This is a genomic window from Streptomyces bungoensis, assembly GCF_001514215.1.
Classification (GTDB): Bacteria; Actinomycetota; Actinomycetes; order Streptomycetales; family Streptomycetaceae; genus Streptomyces; species Streptomyces bungoensis.
In genome coordinates, this window is the sequence record NZ_KQ948855.1 from 418,882 (window position 1) to 433,239 (window position 14,358).

Genomic DNA, 14,358 nt, shown 5'->3' on the forward strand with positions numbered 1-14,358 from the left:
ACGCCCTCCAAGTCGTGCAGCAGGGGAACGCTTTCGGTCCAGTGGACCCTCCCGCTCTGGTCAACGCCAGGCGGCCGCCGCGAGTTCCCTGGTCCGGGCGGCGGCGCGCGTCGGCCGTCCGGGTGACGTGCTCCCACGGCCTCTCGCGCGCGTGGGAGCACGGGTGCCCCGCGCGGGCGGGGCGAGTCCTCCGGCGGGCTGCCGCGGGGGCTCAGAACAGCCCGGTGGCGGCGAAGCGCAGGACCAGCTGGGGGGCGCCGGACAGGGCCACGCCGAGGACGCCGGTGAGGGCGAGCGCGGCGGTGAGGGGCGCGGGGACGCGGTGCCGGGCGGGTTCGCCCTCGGGAGCGCGGAACAGCAGCGCGGTCCACTGCAGGTAGTAGAAGAGGGCGATCACCACGTTGACGGCCATGACGACGGCGAGCCAGCCGAGGCCCGCGTCCACGGCCGCCGAGAACACGGTGACCTTGGCGAACAGCCCGATGACACCGGGCGGGAGGCCGGCGAGGCACAGCAGGAAGAAGGCCAGGAGGAGGGCGGCCGCCGGGTTCGCGGCGTACAGGCCCCGGTAGTCGCTGATCCGGTTGGCGGTCCGGGTGCGGCCCACGAGGGCGGCCACCGCGAAGGCGCCGAGGTTCACGGCGGCGTACATGAGGGCGTAGGCGACCGTGGAGCCGATGGCCTTCCGCGGGTCGTCGGCGTACCCGGCGGCGGCGATCGGCACGAGGAGGTAGCCGGCCTGGCCGACGGAGGACCAGGCGAGCAGGCGTACGGCGCTGTACGCGCGCGTGGCCTGCTGGCGCAGGGCGCCGACGTTGCCGACGGTCATGGTCAGGGCCGCCAGTGCGGCGAGCGCCGGGCCCCACACCCCCGCGTACGACGGGAAGGCGACGACGGTGACCAGGATCAAACCGGAGAAGCCGACCGCCTTGCCGACGACCGACAGGTAGGCGGCGACGGGCAGCGGCGCGCCCACGTAGGTGTCGGGCACCCAGAAGTGGAAGGGGACGGCGGCGGTCTTGAACGCGAAGCCGACCAGGGTGAGGACGACGCCGGTCTGGGCGAGGGTGGTCAGCTGCGCGCCGGTGTGCGGGAGGCGCTGGGCGACCTGGGTGAGGTAGAGGGTGCCGGTGGAGGCGTAGACGAAGCTGACGCCCATCAGGCTCACCGCGGTGGCGGTGACCGAGGACAGGAAGAACTTCAGCGCGGCCTCGGAGGACCGCTTGTCGCCGTGGCGGATGCCGACGAGCGCGAAGGCCGGCAGGGAGGCGACCTCCAGGGCGACGATCAGGGTGGCGAGGTCGCGGGAGGCGGGCAGCAGGGCGGCGCCGGCCGCCGAGGAGAGCAGCAGGAACCAGAACTCGCCCGCGGGGACGCGCTCGTGGTCGTCCTTGAGGTTCGTCACCGACAGCAGGGCCGCGAGGAGGGCGCCGCCCAGGACGAGGAACTGGATGACGAGGGTGAAGTGGTCGGCGGTGTAGCTGCACGCGCGCGCGTGGCCGGTCAGGCAGAAGGTGCTGCGGTCGCCGTCGAGCAGGGGCAGCAGCAGGACGGCGGCCGCGGCGAGCCCCGCGACCGAGACCCAGCCGAGGACGGCCTTCCTCGCCTCGGGGACGAACAGGTCGGCGACGAGGACGGCGAGGCCCACGACGGCGGTCAGGGTGGGCGGTGCGATCGCGAGCCAGTCGACGGACTGGACCAGCGACGCGGCAAGCGGCTGGGCGCTCATCGGGTCCCTCCTGCGAGGAGCTGCTGCACGGCCGGATCGGTGAGGCCGAGCAGGGCCCGGGGCCACAGTCCGGCGACGACGGTGAGGGCGACGAGCGGGGTCCAGGCCGCGAACTCGTACCCGCGCACGTCGGCGAGTCGCGGGACCTCCCGCTCGGCACCGCCCATGCAGACCCGGCGGACCACGACGAGCATGTACGCGGCCGTCAGCAGGGTGCCGAAGGCGCCGATCGCCATGAAGGTGAGGAACGCGGGCCGGCTGAGGTCGCCGGCGGGCCGGAAGGCGCCGAACAGGGCCAGCATCTCGCCCCAGAACCCGGCGAGGCCGGGCAGGCCGAGCGAGGCGACGGCGCCGAAGGCGAGCAGTCCGCCGAGCCGCGGTGCCCTGCCGTACAGCGCGGCGCCCGTCTTCTCGGACAGGGTGTCGAGGTCGGTGGTGCCGGTGCGGTCCTTGATCCCGCCGACCAGGAAGAACAGCAGGCCTGTGATGAGGCCGTGGGCGATGTTGGCGAACAGGGCGCCGTTCACGCCGGTCGGGGTCATGGTGGCGATGCCGAGCAGGACGAAGCCCATGTGGCCGACGGAGGAGTAGGCGATGAGCCGCTTGAGGTCGCCCTTCGCGCCCCGCCTGGCCAGGGCCAGGCAGGCCAGGGACCCGTAGATGATCCCGACGACGGCGAACGCGGCGAGATAGGGCGCGAAGGTGTGGAAGCCCTGCGGGGCGACCGGCAGCAGGATGCGCACGAACCCGTACGTGCCCATCTTCAGCAGGACGCCGGCCAGCAGCACGGAGCCGACGGTCGGGGCGGCGGTGTGCGCGTCGGGCAGCCAGCTGTGCAGCGGCCACATCGGTGTCTTGACCGCGAGCCCGATCCCGATCGCCAGTACGGCGACGACCTGCACGGACGTGGTCAGCGACCGGCCGTTGTCAGTGGCGAGTGCCACCATGTCGAACGTGCCCGCCTTGAGACCGATCAGGAGCAGGCCGAGCAGCATGACGACGGAGCCGAGCAGCGTGAAGAGGATGAACTTCCACGCGGCCCGGGTCCGGCCCTCGCCGCCCCAGCGGGCGATGAGGAAGTACATCGGGATGAGCACGGTCTCGAAGGCGAGGAAGAACAGCAGCAGGTCGAGGACGGCGAAGGTGGCGAGGGTGCCGGACTCGAGCAGGAGCAGCAGGGCGACGAACGCCTTCGGGGACGGGCCCGTGGGCGGCTTGAAGTACGAGTAGAGCGCGCAGAGGAAGGCCAGCAGCGCGGTCAGGACCAGGAGGGGGAGGGAGATGCCGTCGATGCCGAGGTGGATCCGCACGTCGAGTGCGGGGATCCAGCTGATGTCGGTCGTGGCCTGCATCCTCGACGGGTGGTCGTGGTCGAAGCCGAGCGCGAGGGCGATCGCGGCGACGAGGATCACGCCGGTCACGGTCACGCCGTGCCGCAGCACGGCCTGTTCGGGCGACTTCCCCTTCAGCCCGGGCGGAGCCGGGAGGAGGGCGGCGGCGGCACCGAGGAGCGGGCCGGCGACGACGAACGCCAGAAGGAACTGCATCACGGACTCGCTGATATCGATCACGCCTGCTCACGCTCCCGTGGCGACGAGGACGACGGCGACCGCCAGGACGACGGTGCCGGCGAGCAGCGCGCTCACATAGGTCTGCACATTGCCGGTCTGCGCGCGCCGCACGGCGGCCCCGAGCAGCCGGGGCAGGGCGGCCGCGCCGCGTACATAGGTGTCGACGACCTCGCGGTCCAGGAACCGGACGAGACTCGCTCCGCCCTGCACCGGGCGGACGAACAGGGCCGCGTACAGGGCGTCCAGGTGGAAGCCGGCGGCCGCGTGCCGGTGCAGCGGGCCGAGCAGCCGCCGTCCGGGGTCGGCGGGGTCGGGGGCGGAGGCGAGGCTTCCGTAGGCCGGCTCGTGGCTGGCGATGGCCTCGGCCTCGACCAGGCCGGCGTCGCCCTCCGGGTGGGCGGCGACCGCGCCGAGCGGTGTCCGGGCGGCGAACGCGGGGGTGCGCTGCCAGACGCCGTAGGTGAGCAGTCCACCGACGACGGCCAGGCCCGTGCCGAGGATGGAGGTGAGGAGGCTCGGGGTCAGGTCGCGGCCGTCGAACCAGCCGGGCAGGGCGCGGTAGGCGAGGCCGCCGAAGGCGAGCGACGGCACGGCGAGGACCCACAGCACCACGGTCATGGTGAGGGGCTGGCGGCCGTGGTCGGAGGCCTCGGCGCCCCGCCCGTAGAAGGCCAGCAGCCACAGGCGGGTGGCGTAGGCGGCGGTGAGCAGGGCCGTGAGCAGGCCGGCGACGAGGACGATCCAGCCGGCCGCGCCGGGGGCTTGGCCGGTGTGGCCGGAGGTGACGTGCTCGGCGGCGCCGAGGACGGACTCCTTGGAGAAGAAGCCGCTGAAGGGCGGGATCGCGGCGAGCGCGAGCAGGGCCACGGTCATCGTCCAGTAGGCGTCCGGGACGCGGTCGCGCAGGCCGTGCGTGCGGGACATGGCGGCGAGCGAGTTGGTGCCCGCGGCGTGGATGACCACGCCGGCAGCGAGGAACAGCAGCGCCTTGAAGGCGCCGTGGGACAGGAGGTGGAAGACGGCGGCGCCGCGGTCGCCGACGGCGAGGGCGCCGGTCATGTAGCCGAGCTGGCCGATCGTCGAGTAGGCGAGGACGCGCTTGATGTCGTCCTGGGCGAGCGCGGCGAGACCGGAGCCGGTCATGGTGACGGCGGCCATGACGGCGAGGACCACCATCGCGGCCGCGGAGGCCTCGAAGAGCGGGAGGAGACGGGCGGTGAAGTAGACGCCGGCGGCGACCATCGTCGCGGCGTGGATGAGCGCCGAGACGGGCGTGGGGCCCGCCATCGCGTCCGGGAGCCAGGTGTGCAGCGGGAACTGCGCCGACTTCCCGGCCACGCCCGCGAGCAGCAGCAGGGCGATGACGGTCGGGTGGTCGATGCCACCGCTCGCCACGGCACCGAGGACGCGGGTGATCTGGAACGACCCGGCCTCGGTGGCCAGGGCGAACAGGCCGATGAGGAACGGCACGTCGCCGAGCTTGGTGACCAGGAAGGCCTTCAGGGAGGCGGCGCGGGCCTCGGGGGTCTCCCAGTAGTGGCCGACCAGGAAGTAGGAGCAGATACCCATGACCTCCCAGCCGACCAGCAGCACGATCAGGTCGCCGGAGTAGACGACCAGGAGCATCGCGGAGGTGAACAGGGAGACGAGGGCGGCGTAGGAGGGGTAGCGCGGGTCGTCGCGCAGGTAGCCCGTCGAGTAGATCTGCACGCAGGAGGCGACGAAGGCGACCAGGACGGCGACGAGCGCGGCGAAGCCGTCGATGTGCAGGGCCAGTTCGATCGGCACGGAACCGGTGGGCGTCAGCTCGGTGTGGGCGTCGACGGCCTGGCCGCCGCCCTGGCGTACGGCGACCAGCGCGGCCAGGACGAGCGCGGCCAGCGGCGGCAGGACGGCGAGCGGGCGGACGAACCCGGGCGCGGTGCGGCCGAGCAGCAGCCCGGCCGCGGCGCCCAGGAACGGCAGCAGCGGGACGAGGACGGCGAGGGTGGTCGTGGTCACGCGGTGGCCTCGGCCTTCTCGGCCGCGGGGGTGCCGCCGTCGGGGCCGTCGCCGCCGTGGCCCTCGGCGGTGTCGCGGAGCCGGTCGATGTCGGAGGTGCCGCGGTTGCGGTACACGGCGAGCACGATCGCCAGGCCGATGCCGATCTCGGCGGCGGCGACGGCGACGGTGAACAGGGTCAGCGCCTGGCCGGAGTGCAGGGTGTCGCGGGCGGCCCGGCTGAGCCAGACGTCGAAGGCGACGAGGTTGAGGTTGACGGCGTTGAGCATCAGCTCGACCGACATCAGGACCAGGATCGCGTTGCGCCGGGCGAGGACGCCGTACAGGCCGGTGCAGAAGAGCAGGGCGGAGAGGACGGCGGGGTAGGCGAGGTGCATCAGCGGGCGCCTTCCTTGGCACCGGGGGCGCCGGCCGTGTCCGCCTTCGCCTTGCGGGACAGGACGATCGCGCCGACGAGGGCCGCGAGGAGCAGGACGGAGAGGGCCTCGAAGGGCAGGACCCAGTTGCGGAAGAGGCTCTCGCCGGTGACGCGGGTGGTGCCGGCGGGCGGGCCGTCGAGGTCGATCCAGGTGGTGCGGAAGGCGTCGACGACCACCCAGACCAGGGCGCCCGCGGCGGCGGCCGCCACGGTCAGGGCGACCCAGCGGTTGCCGGAGTCGGCGTCCGGGGAGCGGCCGATGGGGGCCTTGGTGAGCATCAGGCCGAACAGCAGGAGGACGACGACGGCGCCGACGTAGACGAGGACCTGCACCCAGGCGATGAACTCGGCCGTGAGCAGCAGGTACTCGACGGCGAGGCCGCCGAGCGCGACCACCAGCCACAGGGCGGCGTGCACCAGCTGCCGGGTGGTGACGGTGACGAGCGCGGCGCCGAAGGTGACGAGGCCGACGAGCAGGAAGGCGATCTCGACGCCGGTCGGGGACAGGAAGCCGTGGGGTGCTGCGGCGAGGTTCACGCGTCCGCCTCCCCGGCCTCGGCGCGGGCCGCGGCGAGCTTCTCGGCGCTCTTGCGGGCGGCGGCGATCTCCTTCGGCTCCTCCGCGCCCGGGTCGAGGGCGGGCGGGGCCGGGACGGTCCACATCCACTCGCGGAGCTTGTCGCGTTCGTGGGTGAGGTCGCGGATGTCGGTCTCGGCGTACTCGAACTCCGGGGACCAGAACAGGGCGTCGAACGGGCAGACCTCGATGCAGATGCCGCAGTACATGCACAGGGAGAAGTCGATGGCGAACCGGTCGAGGACGTTGCGGCTGCGTTCGCGGCCGCCGGGGGCCGCCGCCGGGACGGTCTCCTTGTGGGAGTCGATGTAGATGCACCAGTCCGGGCACTCGCGGGCGCACAGCATGCAGACCGTGCAGTTCTCCTCGAACAGGCCGATCACCCCGCGGCTGCGGGGCGGGAGCTCGGGGAGGGTGTCCGGGTACTGCTCCGTGACGGTCTTCTTCGTCATCGTGCGCAGGGTGACGGCCAGGCCCTTGGCCAGGCCGGAGCCGGGGAACGACGGGCGGGGCCGCCCGGAGGGCGTCGTCGAGGGGCGGTGGTCGGGCGACGGGCGGGACATGATTAGGAGATCACCACCTTGACGATGCCGGTGAGGGCGATCTGGGCGAGGGAGAGGGGGACGAGGAGGGTCCAGGAGAGCTTCTGGAGCTGGTCCTCGCGCAGCCGGGGGTAGGTGACGCGGAGCCAGATGACGACGAAGGCGAGGACCGCCGTCTTCAGCAGGGTCCACAGCCAGCCGAGGCCGTCGGCGCCCCACGGGCCGTGCCAGCCGCCCAGGAAGAGGACGGTGGTCAGGCCGCACAGGACGACGATGCCGGCGTACTCGGCGAGCAGGAAGAGCGCGAACCTGAGGCCGGTGTACTCGGTGTACGCGCCGAAGATGATCTCCGAGTCGGCGACGGGCATGTCGAAGGGGGGACGCTGCAGCTCGGCGAGGCCGGCCACGAAGAACACGACCGCGCCGACGATCTGCCAGGGCAGCCACCACCAGTGGAAGGCGTGCAGGATGCCGGGCAGCGAGACGGTTCCGGCGGCCATGGCGACGGAGGCGGCGGCGAGCAGCATCGGAAGCTCGTAGGCGAGCAGCTGGGCGGCCGTGCGCAGGCCGCCGAGCAGGGAGTACTTGTTGGCGCTGGCCCAGCCGGCCATCAGCGAGCCGAGGACGCCGACGCCCATCACCGCGAGCACGAAGAACACGCCCGCGTCCAGCACCTGCCCGACGGCGCCCTCGCCCGGCCCGATCGGGATGACGAGCAGGACGAGCAGGTACGGGAGCAGGGCCACGGCGGGGGCCAGCTGGAAGACGCGGCGGTCGGCGTCCGCCGGGACCACGTCCTCCTTCTGCGCGAACTTCACGCCGTCGGCGATGAGCTGGGCCCAGCCGTGGAAGCCGCCCGCGTACATCGGGCCGAGGCGGCCCTGCATGTGGGCCATCACCTTGTGCTCGGTCTGACCGACGATCAGGGGGAAGGTGAGGAAGACGACGAACACGGCGAGGAGTCGCAGGGCGACGTCCAGCACGTCGTTCACTGCGGGCCTCCTGAGGGGTCGTCCGAGGGGTCGTCCGGGGTGGTGGGCCGCGGGGCCGGCTCGGGCTCCGGGGCGGGGCTCGGCGGCGCCGGCTCCCCGGCTCCCTCCGGCTCCTGATCCGCTTCGGGTGTCCGGGGTGTCTCCGGGCGCGGCCCGGTCTTCTCCTCCGGCTCCTCGAACGCCGGGCGGGCGTGGTGCCAGGGGGCGTCCGAACCGCGGCGGGCCGTGGGAGGGGAGGCGGGGCGGGCGGTGCCGTCCGGCTCCGCCGCGTCGGCCGGCGCCGGCTCGGGGGCCTGGGACCGCTGAGTGGCCGACCCCTCCGAGGCGCTGCGCGCGCGACGGGGCCGTGCCGGCGCGGGCGCCGTACCGGGCTCGTGCGCGAGGGAGGCCTCACCGGGGGTCTTCGCCGCCTGGGAGGCGTCGCCCTCGGCCGCGTCCCCGCCCGGGGCCGCCGTCCGGCTCGCCGAGCCCTCGCTCGCACTCCGCGTCCGATGCGGACCGGCAGGGGCCTCCGCCGCCGTCTCGGCGGTCTCGCCGGCGGAGCCAGGGGCTCCGGCCGGACCGGGGGCCGGCGCCTGCGTCCCCTCGGCCGCGTCCCCACCGAGGGCCGCCGTCCGGCTCGCCGAGCCCTCGCTCGCACTCCGCGTCCGACGCGGACGGGCAGGAGCCTCCGGCCCCGCCGTGCCGGGGGTCTCGCCGGGGGCGGGGGTCTGGCTTGCCGAGCCCTCCGTGGCCGTGCGGGTCCGGCGTACCGGGCGCTCGCCGGGTGCGGCTCGTCCCGCGCCCCGGGCCGGGCGTGCGGGTGCGGCGGGGAGCCGGCCCTTCAGCGGGCCCCACTCGTTCGGGTCCGGAACGCCCGGTGGCAGCATCTGGCGGCGCTTCGGTCCGCCGTGGTCCGACTCGCCCGGTTCCTTCGCTCCGGGCCAGGCCTTGGCCACGCGGGCGGCGAGGACGAAGTCCTTGCGCAGCGGGTGGCCCTCGAAGGTCTCCGGGAGGAGGAGGTGGTCCAGGCCGGGGTGGCCCTCGAAGACGATCCCGAACATCTCGTGGGTCTCGCGCTCGTGCCAGCCGGCGCCCGCGTACACGCCGACGGCGGAGGGCAGCGCCGGCGCCTCGTGCGGGACCGTGGTGCGCAGGAGCAGCCGGCGCACCGGGCGCAGGGCGACGACGTGGGCGCAGACGCGCAGGCCCGTGCCGGGTTCGTCGACCGCGCTCAGCCAGTCGAAGTAGCTGCAGGACAGGGCCGTACGCGCGGTCTCGAGCGCGGTGAGCCAGGAGGACGGCGGGACGTCCACCGTCAGGACCTCGTACGCCTCCTCGACCGTGGCCTCCGCGCCGAAGAGCTCGTCGGCGGGGGCGGGCAGCCAGCCGGCCGTGCTCATCGCGCGTCCCCCTCGGGAGAGCCGGCGACGGGCGGGACCGGCGGCCGCACCAGGCCGCTCTGCAGGGCGGCGGCCGAGGGCCGGACCGGCGTGCCGTACCGCTCCCCCAGCGACTCGCGGGCGATCTTCTCCTGGAGCTTGAGGATGCCCTGGAGCAGGGCCTCGGGGCGCGGCGGGCAGCCGGGGACGTACACGTCGACCGGGATGATCTGGTCGACGCCCTTGGTGACGGAGTACGAGTCCCAGTAGGGGCCGCCGCAGTTGGAGCAGGCGCCGAAGGAGATGACGTACTTCGGCTCCGGCATCTGCTCGTACAGGCGCTTGACGGCCGGGGCCATCTTGTCCGTGACCGTGCCGGAGACGACCATCAGGTCGGCCTGGCGGGGGCCCGGGGCGAACGGGATGACGCCGAGGCGGATGAAGTCGTGGCGGGCCATCGACGCGGCGATGAACTCGATCGCGCAGCAGGCGAGACCGAAGTTGAAGACCCACAGCGAGTAGCGGCGGCCCCAGTTGAGGACCACCTTCATCGGCTCGGGGGCGAGCCGGGCGAGCGTCCCCAGCCGCCTGGGCTCGGGGAGCGGCAGGGGCTCGGGAGCGGACGGGTTCACGTCCATTCCAGGACCCCCTTCTTGTAGGCGTACAGCAGGCCGACGGCGAGGAAGCCGAGGAAGACGAACATCTCCACCAGGGTCGCCGCGCCGTAGCCGGGGGCGGCGAAGACGGTGGCCCACGGGAACAGGAAGACCGAGTCGACGGCGAAGATCACGTAGAGGAAGGCGTAGACGTAGTAGCGGACCTGGGTGTGGGCCCAGCCCTCGCCGACGGGGTCGACACCGCACTCGTAGGTCAGCAGCTTCTCGGGGGTCGGCACGACCGGCCGCAGCAGGCGGCCCGCGCCGAAGGCGACCGCGACGAACAGCACGCCGATCAGGGCGAGCAGTCCCACGGCCGAGTACGACCGGAAGTAGCCGGCCGCGACGTCCGCCGCGGCGATGGTCGAGTGCCCCAACGTCTCCCGCACCGTCCGCCCCTCGCTCCCTGACCTCGTGACGTGCCGAACTCTGTGATGCGACTGATTCGAGGATCTGTACGCACGGGAGTCTAGGCCCTCATAAAGACACGGTAAGCGGGCAGTCACACCGTGGGACTCGGGGGGCCCGCCGGGACGGGTGCCGCTTTCCCCGGACGGTGGGGTTTTCCCCCGTCCCACAGGGCGGTGAACCGCATGGCGCGACGGGTGCCGGGCACGGCAGGCTGACCCGTATGACCGCTCCCGCCTCCGTCGCCGACCGGGCCGACGGGTCCGACGACCGCCTGCCTCCCGCCCGGCTCGCCTACCCGGCGCACACCTGGAAGGAGATCGGGCACCTCCTGCTGAACCTGCCGGTGGCGGTGTTCGGCTTCGTCTACGTGATGACGGCGGTGTTCGTCAGCGGACTGCTCACCCTCACGGTGATCGGGCTTCCGCTGCTGGCCGCCGCTCTGCTCGGCGCCCGGCAGCTGGGCAAGCTGGAGCGGGCCCGGGCGCGGGCCCTGCTCGGGGTGCGCGTCGAGGAGCCGACGCCGCTGCCGCTGGTCAGGGGCGGCGGGCCGGTGCAGCGGCTGTGGCTGGCGCTGAAGGACCCGGTGGGCTGGCGGACGCTGCTGTACGACCTCGTCCGGCTGCCCTGGGGCATCCTCACCTTCTGCACGGTGCTGATCTCGCTGTTCGTGCTGTGGCCGGTCCTGCCGTTCGTCGCGCGGGGGCTGGCCAACGTGGACCGGGCGATGGTGCGGGGCCTGCTGTCCCCCTCCGACGAGCTGGAACGCCGTATCGCCGAACTGGAGTCCGACCGCGGGGTCGTGGTGGACACGGCCGCCGCCGACCTGCGCCGCATCGAGCGCGACCTGCACGACGGGGCGCAGGCCCGGCTGGTGAACCTGGCGATGGGGCTCGGTCTGGCCAAGGAGAAGCTGCTGGAGGGCCGGGCGGACGACGACGTCGCGGCGATGGTCGACGAGGCGCACGGCGAGGTGAAGCTCGCCCTGCAGGAGCTGCGCGACCTCGCGCGCGGCATCCATCCGGCCGTGCTGACCGACCGGGGCCTGGACGCGGCCCTGTCCTCCGTCGCCTCGCGCTGCACGGTGCCGGTGAAGGTGACGGCGGACCTGCCGGCCCGGCCTGCGGCGGCCATCGAGGGCATCGCCTACTTCACCGTCTCCGAGCTGCTGCAGAACATCAGCAAGCACAGCCAGGCGCGCACGGCGTCGGTCGAGGTGTGGCGCGCCAGGGACCGGCTGCTCGTCCAGGTCCGCGACGACGGCCGCGGCGGCGCCGATCCGGACGGCGGCAGCGGCATGCGGGGGCTCGCGGAGCGCCTCGGAGCGGTGGACGGCCTCTTCGTCGTCGACTCACCGCCCGGCGGCCCGACGGTGGTCACGGCGGAGCTGCCCTGGCGGGACCGCACCGAGTAGCGGGCCGGGGGTGGGGAAAACCCCCGCCCGAAGAGACCGACGGCCTCCATGGCCCGCCCGGCCGCCCGACACCACCCTGGGAGAGGACGGCGGCACCGCCGTCAGGACGAGGAGAACGGGACTTCACCCATGGCCACGGAGTACGGACAGGAGTACGGGCGGCGACCGGGGAACCCGGCCGGATCCGGCTTCCCCGACCACGACGGGGAACGGCACCACCTGCTGCCCGCCGCCCTGCGGGCCCCCGTCGAGCCGCGCGCCTGGCGCGAGCTCGGCTATGTGCTGCTCAGCCTGCCGATCGCCATCGCCCTGTTCACCTGGACGGTCACGATGGCGTCGCTCGGCGCCGGTCTGCTGGTGACCTTCCTCGGCATCCCGGTGCTGGCGGCGGCGCTGGCCGGCTGCCGGGGCTTCGGGGTGCTGGAGCGCATGCGGGCGCGCGCCCTGCTCGGCCTGGAGGTGGCCGACCCGGAGCCGCTGCGGACGGGCCGGTCCGGCCTGTTCGCGTGGATGGGCGCGGTGCTCAAGAGCGGTACGTCGTGGCGCCACCTGCTGTACGCGCTGCTGCAGTTCCCGTGGGCGGTCTTCTCGTTCGGCGTGTCGGTCGCGTTCTGGACCTCGGGCTGGTCGCTGCTGACGTACCCGCTGTGGCGCTGGGTGTTCCCGATGTACGCGGGCCAGGGCGGCCTGCAGCTGTACGGCGACCGGCACCACAGCGTGTACCTCGACAACCCGTTCGAGATCACCGTGACCGCCCTGGCCGGTCTGCTGGTCACCCTGGCCACGCCGTGGATCGTCCGGGCCCTGACGGCGGTGGACGGGCTGCTGGTGCGCGGGCTGCTCGGCCCGACGCGGCTGTCGGCGCGGGTGGTGGAACTGGAGTCCGACCGCGGGGTCGTGGTGGACACGGCCGCCGCCGACCTGCGCCGCATCGAGCGGGACCTGCACGACGGGGCGCAGGCCCGGCTGGTGAACCTGGCGATGGACCTGGGCCTGGCCAAGGAGAAGCTGCGGGAGGACCCGCGGGCGGCGGCCCGGATGGTGGAGGACGCGCACGGCGAGGTGAAGACGGCGCTGCAGGAGCTGCGCGACCTCGCGCGCGGCATCCATCCGGCCGTGCTCACCGACCGGGGCCTGGACGCGGCCCTGTCCTCGGTCGCCTCCCGCTGCACCGTCCCGGTGCGGGTGGAGGTCGACCTGCCGGCCCGTCCCGCCCCGGCCATCGAGGGCATCGCCTACTTCACCGTCTCCGAGCTGCTGCAGAACATCAGCAAGCACAGCCGGGCCCGCTCCGCCTCGGTCGACGTGTGGCGCGCGGAGGACCGGCTGCTCCTCCAGGTCGTGGACGACGGCGCCGGCGGCGCGGACGCCTCCCGGGGCTCGGGCCTGGCGGGACTGGCCGGCCGCCTCGGCGCGGTGGACGGGGTCCTGGTGGTGGACTCCCCGGTGGGCGGCCCCACCCGGGTGATCGCCGAGCTGCCCTGGCGGACCTGAACGGGGGCGCCGCGCCCGCCACCGGCCGGCGTCCGCCCGCACCCCCTGACCGCACCTGATCCACCGGCTCCTGCGCACGGCGGCCCGAATGCTGGAATGCTGGACCTCCGTTACGGGACGCCGTCGTCGGAAGGTCGGGCTGTGGGGGGCCGGGAGATCGTGGAGGACAGGGTGCGGGTGGTCATCGCCGAGGACTCAGTGCTGCTCAGGGAGGGCCTGACCCGGCTGCTGACCGACCGCGGACACGAGGTGGTCGCCGGTGTCGGCGACGCGGAGGCGCTGGTCAAGACGATCGCCGACCTGGACGCCCAGGGCGCGCTGCCCGACGTCGTGGTGGCGGACGTGCGGATGCCGCCGACGCACACCGACGAAGGCGTGCGGGCGGCCGTGCGGCTGCGCAGGGCGCACCCGGGGCTGGGAGTGCTGGTGCTGTCGCAGTACGTGGAGGAGCGGTACGCCACCGAACTGCTGGCCGGCTCCAGCCGGGGCGTGGGCTACCTGCTCAAGGACCGGGTCGCCGAGGTGCGGGAGTTCGTCGACGCGGTGGTGCGGGTGGCGCGGGGCGGTACGGCGCTGGACCCCGAGGTGGTCGCGCAGCTGCTCGGGCGCAGCCGCAAGCAGCACGTGCTGACGGGGCTGACCCCGCGCGAGCGCGAGGTGCTCGGCCTGATGGCCGAGGGGCGCACCAACTCGGCGATCGCCCGGCAGCTGGTGGTCAGCGACGGGGCCGTGGAGAAGCACGTCAGCAACATCTTCCTGAAGCTCGGGCTGGCCCAGAGCGACGGCGACCACCGGCGTGTTCTGGCCGTGCTGACGTATCTGAACTCCTGAACGGCCGACACTTGTCAGCAGCGTGTCAGTCCGTCCGGCTTGTGTGGAGTGTCGATGGAAGGTGATTGGTCGAAGCGCGATCGATCGAAGCTGTAGCGGCGCGCGCAATCATGGGAAGTCAGTGCGAGAGGCCGTCTCGAAACGCCGTCCATCATACGGATGGCCGCGGGAAGGCGACCCTAACCGACGTAGGGTTGATCCTGGGAAGGTCCGTGGGACGACCACACCCGGACAGCCGCCTCGAAGGAGGTCCAGTTCAGTGACCAGCCAGGTCAGCAGCCCAGCGGAGCAGGCCGACGGAACCGTCGTGGGAGAGCAGCGCAAACCGGGCGGAGCGAAGGACGTCCGGCGCCTGGACCGGGTGA

The 14,358-nt window shown here is 73.5% G+C and carries 13 protein-coding genes; 3 read left to right on the plus strand and 10 right to left on the minus strand.

Annotation, left to right across the window (positions count from 1 at the left end; genetic code table 11):
• Window positions 1-211 precede the first annotated feature (211 nt).
• The 10 genes from AQJ66_RS14410 to AQJ66_RS14455 all read right to left on the minus strand — a co-directional run bounded on the left by AQJ66_RS14410 (window position 212) and on the right by AQJ66_RS14455 (window position 10,235).
• Window positions 212-1,729: an NADH-quinone oxidoreductase subunit N gene (locus AQJ66_RS14410; protein ID WP_061920840.1), complete on the minus strand. Its 1,518-nt coding sequence runs from the start codon at window positions 1,727-1,729 to the stop codon at window positions 212-214.
• Window positions 1,726-3,300, minus strand: a complete 1,575-nt coding sequence (locus tag AQJ66_RS14415; RefSeq protein ID WP_061920842.1) for an NADH-quinone oxidoreductase subunit M — start codon at window positions 3,298-3,300, stop codon at window positions 1,726-1,728. The genes AQJ66_RS14410 and AQJ66_RS14415 overlap by 4 nt, the downstream gene beginning before the upstream one ends.
• A 6-nt stretch (window positions 3,301-3,306) precedes the next feature.
• On the minus strand, window positions 3,307-5,301 hold the full coding sequence (locus tag AQJ66_RS14420) for an NADH-quinone oxidoreductase subunit 5 family protein (protein ID WP_061920844.1): 1,995 nt from the start codon (window positions 5,299-5,301) through the stop codon (window positions 3,307-3,309).
• Window positions 5,298-5,678, minus strand: a complete 381-nt coding sequence (gene nuoK / locus AQJ66_RS14425; RefSeq protein WP_061920846.1) for an NADH-quinone oxidoreductase subunit NuoK — start codon at window positions 5,676-5,678, stop codon at window positions 5,298-5,300. Before nuoK ends, AQJ66_RS14420 begins: the two co-directional genes overlap by 4 nt.
• Window positions 5,678-6,256 (minus strand): NADH-quinone oxidoreductase subunit J family protein, encoded by a 579-nt coding sequence (locus AQJ66_RS14430; RefSeq protein ID WP_061920848.1) that lies wholly within the window; start codon window positions 6,254-6,256, stop codon window positions 5,678-5,680. Before AQJ66_RS14430 ends, nuoK begins: the two co-directional genes overlap by 1 nt.
• Complete coding sequence (locus AQJ66_RS14435) at window positions 6,253-6,747, minus strand: 4Fe-4S binding protein (protein ID WP_061920928.1); 495 nt, start codon at window positions 6,745-6,747, stop codon at window positions 6,253-6,255. Before AQJ66_RS14435 ends, AQJ66_RS14430 begins: the two co-directional genes overlap by 4 nt.
• A gap of 113 nt (window positions 6,748-6,860) precedes the next feature.
• Window positions 6,861-7,829, minus strand: coding sequence for a complex I subunit 1/NuoH family protein (locus AQJ66_RS14440; RefSeq protein ID WP_061920850.1), 969 nt, complete (start codon window positions 7,827-7,829; stop codon window positions 6,861-6,863).
• Window positions 7,826-9,211, minus strand: coding sequence for an NADH-quinone oxidoreductase subunit C (locus tag AQJ66_RS14445; protein WP_061920852.1), 1,386 nt, complete (start codon window positions 9,209-9,211; stop codon window positions 7,826-7,828). The genes AQJ66_RS14440 and AQJ66_RS14445 overlap by 4 nt, the downstream gene beginning before the upstream one ends.
• Window positions 9,208-9,828, minus strand: a complete 621-nt coding sequence (locus AQJ66_RS14450; protein ID WP_061920854.1) for an NADH-quinone oxidoreductase subunit B — start codon at window positions 9,826-9,828, stop codon at window positions 9,208-9,210. The genes AQJ66_RS14445 and AQJ66_RS14450 overlap by 4 nt, the downstream gene beginning before the upstream one ends.
• Entirely contained in the window at window positions 9,819-10,235 is a 417-nt protein-coding gene (locus tag AQJ66_RS14455; RefSeq protein ID WP_061920856.1) for an NADH-quinone oxidoreductase subunit A, read from the minus strand. The genes AQJ66_RS14450 and AQJ66_RS14455 overlap by 10 nt, the downstream gene beginning before the upstream one ends.
• Before the next feature lie 242 nt (window positions 10,236-10,477).
• Between AQJ66_RS14455 and AQJ66_RS14460 the strand changes: the two genes are divergently transcribed.
• The 3 genes from AQJ66_RS14460 (at window position 10,478) to AQJ66_RS14470 (ending at window position 13,993) form a co-directional block, all read left to right on the plus strand.
• Window positions 10,478-11,668, plus strand: coding sequence for a sensor histidine kinase (locus AQJ66_RS14460; protein WP_061920858.1), 1,191 nt, complete (start codon window positions 10,478-10,480; stop codon window positions 11,666-11,668).
• A gap of 129 nt (window positions 11,669-11,797) precedes the next feature.
• Entirely contained in the window at window positions 11,798-13,162 is a 1,365-nt protein-coding gene (locus AQJ66_RS14465) for a sensor histidine kinase (RefSeq protein WP_061920860.1), read from the plus strand.
• Between the two features lie 159 nt (window positions 13,163-13,321).
• Window positions 13,322-13,993, plus strand: coding sequence for a response regulator transcription factor (locus AQJ66_RS14470; RefSeq protein ID WP_061920930.1), 672 nt, complete (start codon window positions 13,322-13,324; stop codon window positions 13,991-13,993).
• Window positions 13,994-14,358 lie beyond the last annotated feature (365 nt).